This window comes from Trebonia sp. (genome assembly GCF_030042015.1).
In the GTDB taxonomy this organism is placed as follows: domain Bacteria; phylum Actinomycetota; class Actinomycetes; order Streptosporangiales; family Streptosporangiaceae; genus Trebonia.
This window is the reverse complement of sequence record NZ_JASIAL010000281.1, coordinates 1-2,561: the sequence shown is the minus strand read 5'-3', so window position 1 is coordinate 2,561 and position 2,561 is coordinate 1. Positions and strand designations below refer to the sequence as shown.

2 protein-coding genes and 1 pseudogene are annotated in these 2,561 nt (G+C 74.1%); all 3 read left to right on the top strand.

Translation table 11 applies throughout. From position 1 onward, the window contains the following. Positions 1 to 142 precede the first annotated feature (142 nt). Positions 143 to 565: pseudogene (locus tag Q1N79_RS15195) on the top strand (Clp protease N-terminal domain-containing protein); the annotation flags it as partial. Beyond that, complete coding sequence (locus Q1N79_RS15190; RefSeq protein WP_300609601.1) at positions 551 to 1,120, top strand: Clp protease N-terminal domain-containing protein; 570 nt, start codon at positions 551 to 553, stop codon at positions 1,118 to 1,120. The pseudogene Q1N79_RS15195 and the gene Q1N79_RS15190, both read left to right, overlap by 15 nt. Positions 1,121 to 1,376: 256 nt before the next feature. Continuing rightward, positions 1,377 to 2,561, top strand: a 1,185-nt coding sequence (locus Q1N79_RS15185; protein ID WP_300609599.1) for a hypothetical protein, incomplete at its 3' end; no start/stop codon positions are given.

Sequence of the window (2,561 nt, the reverse complement as noted above, 5' to 3'; positions counted from 1 at the left end):
GCCCTCGAACTGGGCGCTCAGCTCAAGTTCGAGTTCCCACTCATCCAGCCGGTCTTCCCAGTCCATGCCCAGCAGCCTCCCTACTAACCCTATTAATAGCATGGTATTGATCAGGTTGGAATCAGGGAGGCATGCTTGTTCTATGTTTGAGCGATTCACCGCGCAGGCGCGGCACGTGGTCGTCATGGCCCAGGAAGAGGCACGGCGGCTGGACCACAACTACATCGGCACCGAGCACATCCTGCTCGGGCTGCTCGCCGAGCGCGAAGGGGTCGCGTTCCGGGTCCTGCGGGACGCCGGGATGACGCTGGACGGCGCCCGGCAGGAGGTGCTCGACGCCGTCGGGCCCGGCAAGCGATCGCCAAGCGGGCACATCCCCTTTACCCCGCGCGCCAAGAAGATCCTGGAGCTGTCGCTGCGCGAGGCGCTGCAACTGCACCACGCCTACATCGGCACCGAGCACATCCTGCTCGGCGTGATCAGGGAGGGCGACGGCGTGGCGGCGCAGATCATGGCAAAGCACGCCGACCTGCCGGCGATCCGCACCGCGGTGCTCAATCTCGTGCCCGCGGGCGAGGCCAGGGACGCGGGGCCCACCGCGCTGCGCTGGCTGCGGCGGCGTGCCGCCGTCGAGACCGTCGCCGCGCAGGCCGAGGAGCAGTCGCTGAACGCCACGCCGGCGGCGGACGCCACGCTCAGCGAGGCCGCCCGGCTGGCCGGGGGGCAACCGGTCGGCTCGCATCACCTGCTGCTCGCCGCGCTGGCCGACGCCGATTCGGCCGCCGCGCGGGCGCTGGCGGCGCTGGGCGTCGACCTGGACCAGGCCAGGGAGGCGCTGCGCGACGCGGACGTCACGGGCACGAGCGACGAGCAGCCCGAGGCGGCGGGCCGCCGTCAGATGGTCATCCGCGTAGCCGAGGACCGGCTCACGATCGAGGCGGCCGACCCGGTGCTCGTGGCGGCCGGCCAGGCCGCGGTGCGCGCGCTGGGCGAGCAGGCCCTGCCGTCCGGCGCCATCCGCGGCGACCTGGACGCCTGCGCCAGCCTCGGCACGGTCTGGCAGGCGCTGCGCGACAGCCTCGCGGCGATCCAGCGGGCCGCCGAGGCCGAGGCCGCCTAGCCTTCGCCTAGCCTGGCCGGGATGACAGGCTCGCGGCGGGCGGGGCGGACAGGGTGGACGGGGCCGGACGGGGCGCCGGGTGCCGCCTGCCACGGTACCGGATCACCCCGAGCCGGTACCTCCCCCCACCTGGCGGCGGCTCCCCAGAGCGGCACCCGGCGCCCCGCCTAGCCGAGCTAACCGCACCGCGCGCCTGTCGCGCCATCCCCGAACCCGGGGGTGCCCGCCGCGGCGGCGCCGGGCCTAGACTGGCCCGGTGGCCGCGCATGTCAGTACCGCGTCCGGCCAGGTCATCCGGCTCACGGACGGCAGCCAGCTGGTGTTCGGGCGGGGACCTGGGGTGGACCTGGCGATATCAGCCGGGCGCGGGCTCTCCCGGCGTGCCGGGGTGATCACGACGACCCCGCAAGGCGCCTGGATCGCCAACGTCAGCCGCACGCACGCGCTGTACGTGGCGGGCGACGGCTACCGGATCCGGCTGCCCCGGGTGGAAGGCGACGGGGAGCCGAACGGCGGCTGGCTCGTGCACGCGGGGACCGCGATGGTCGGCTCGCGCGCCATGCTCGACGACGGGCTGCAGCTCGCGGTCACCGTTCCCGGACGACACAGGCGGCACGGCGCGGACACGCCCGCCAGCCAGGCGCCGGCCGACGGCGACGGCACGCTGCTCCCGCTTTACCTGGACCCGATGACCAAGATGTTCCTGGTCGCGCTGATGTGGTGCCGGCCGTGGCTGCTCGACCCGAGCGCGACCTCCCCGCTGCCGCGCACCCCCGAGATCGCCAGGGCCGCGCTCGAGGTGACCGGCGCCCACCACGAGCTTGAGCGGTTCGACGCCGACCCGGAGTTCCGCGACCGGCTGTCGTCGCGCGTCGCCGAGCATGTCAAGGTGCTGCGCCGCAAGATCACCGACCGCGGCCTCGCCGGCGCCGACGTCCGGCTGTCGGACGAGGTCGCCGTCCGGGTGCTGATCGAGCACGGTGTCGTCTCTGTCGGGGACCTCGGGCTGCTGAGCGATCCCGCGTGGTGCTCGCGGCAGGAGGACCTGTGGTGGAGCCGGGAGTTACGGGGTGCCGGGGGGCGCGCTGCCCGGCGGCGCGTAGGGCGCCGTGCCGACGGTGAACGAGACGCTGAGGCTCACCCCGCCTGGAGCGGTCACGACCGCGCGGTACGTGCCCAGCGGGATCGGGCCTGGGAAGAAATAGTGTCCCTGGTCGATCGCGTAGTTGAAGGTGCCCTCCCGGTCGACCACAGGCCGGTCCCGCGAGCCGCCCACCCCGGCGAGGCCGACCGTGACCGCGGTGCCAGGGACGAACCCGCTGCCGTGGAGCACGAAGACCGTGTTCTGGTCGCCGTAGGGCTGGCTCACGCACAGCTGCGGCGCGGCGGCGCTCCCAGGGGCCGTGCACGGCGGCGGCCCCGCCGCGGGCGGCGGCCCGCT